We start from the raw sequence: 1,825 nt of genomic DNA, 5'->3' as shown, positions 1-1,825 counted from the left end.
AAAAAAGTGCTTGACAGTCCAAACGACATGTGATAAGATATCAACTGTTGCGGCTGAGAAAGCAGCACACAGAACCTTGACAAATAAACAGTAATGCAACCCTGAAAATTCTAAAAAAGAAAATTCAGAGAACAAGTTTTAAAGCTTCGAAAGAAGAGCTTTAAGACACCCAAAAACAGTAAGAAACGCTTGGAAACAAGCAACGGTTAAACATTAGCTAGAGTTAATCTTAACTGGGTTAAACACTTAAACAAGAGAGTTTGATCCTGGCTCAGGATGAACGCTGGCGGCGTGCCTAACACATGCAAGTCGAACGGAGTTATGCAGAGGAAGTTTTCGGATGGAATCGGCGTAACTTAGTGGCGGACGGGTGAGTAACGCGTGGGAAACCTGCCCTGTACCGGGGGATAACACTTAGAAATAGGTGCTAATACCGCATAAGCGCACAGCTTCACATGAGGCAGTGTGAAAAACTCCGGTGGTACAGGATGGTCCCGCGTCTGATTAGCCAGTTGGCAGGGTAACGGCCTACCAAAGCGACGATCAGTAGCCGGCCTGAGAGGGTGAACGGCCACATTGGGACTGAGACACGGCCCAAACTCCTACGGGAGGCAGCAGTGGGGAATATTGCACAATGGGGGAAACCCTGATGCAGCGACGCCGCGTGAGTGAAGAAGTATTTCGGTATGTAAAGCTCTATCAGCAGGGAAGAAAATGACGGTACCTGACTAAGAAGCCCCGGCTAACTACGTGCCAGCAGCCGCGGTAATACGTAGGGGGCAAGCGTTATCCGGATTTACTGGGTGTAAAGGGAGCGTAGACGGCATGACAAGCCAGATGTGAAAACCCAGGGCTCAACCCTGGGACTGCATTTGGAACTGCCAGGCTGGAGTGCAGGAGAGGTAAGCGGAATTCCTAGTGTAGCGGTGAAATGCGTAGATATTAGGAGGAACACCAGTGGCGAAGGCGGCTTACTGGACTGTAACTGACGTTGAGGCTCGAAAGCGTGGGGAGCAAACAGGATTAGATACCCTGGTAGTCCACGCGGTAAACGATGATTGCTAGGTGTAGGTGGGTATGGACCCATCGGTGCCGCAGCTAACGCAATAAGCAATCCACCTGGGGAGTACGTTCGCAAGAATGAAACTCAAAGGAATTGACGGGGACCCGCACAAGCGGTGGAGCATGTGGTTTAATTCGAAGCAACGCGAAGAACCTTACCAAGTCTTGACATCCCAATGACGTGCCCGTAACGGGGCATTCTCTTCGGAGCATTGGAGACAGGTGGTGCATGGTTGTCGTCAGCTCGTGTCGTGAGATGTTGGGTTAAGTCCCGCAACGAGCGCAACCCTTATCCTTAGTAGCCAGCAGGTAAAGCTGGGCACTCTAGGGAGACTGCCGGGGATAACCCGGAGGAAGGCGGGGATGACGTCAAATCATCATGCCCCTTATGATTTGGGCTACACACGTGCTACAATGGCGTAAACAAAGGGAAGCGAGACAGTGATGTTGAGCAAATCCCAGAAATAACGTCTCAGTTCGGATTGTAGTCTGCAACTCGACTACATGAAGCTGGAATCGCTAGTAATCGCGAATCAGCATGTCGCGGTGAATACGTTCCCGGGTCTTGTACACACCGCCCGTCACACCATGGGAGTTGGAAATGCCCGAAGCCTGTGACCTAACCGTAAGGAAGGAGCAGTCGAAGGCAGGTCTAATAACTGGGGTGAAGTCGTAACAAGGTAGCCGTATCGGAAGGTGCGGCTGGATCACCTCCTTTCTAAGGCGAAGAAGTAAGGGTTGTATTACTGTTTAGATGTTAAGG

The 1,825-nt window shown here is 50.6% G+C and carries 1 rRNA gene; it reads left to right on the top strand.

What is annotated here, in order from left to right:
- Positions 1-248: 248 nt before the first annotated feature.
- Positions 249-1,780 (top strand): 16S ribosomal RNA (locus HMPREF1548_RS12325).
- The last annotated feature ends 45 nt before the right edge of the window (positions 1,781-1,825 follow it).

It is taken from the genome of Clostridium sp. KLE 1755 (assembly GCF_000466465.2).
In the GTDB taxonomy this organism is placed as follows: Bacteria; Bacillota; Clostridia; order Lachnospirales; family Lachnospiraceae; genus Eisenbergiella; species Eisenbergiella porci.
The sequence above is the reverse complement of the archived record's forward strand: the minus strand, read 5'-3'. Positions and strand labels throughout refer to the sequence as shown.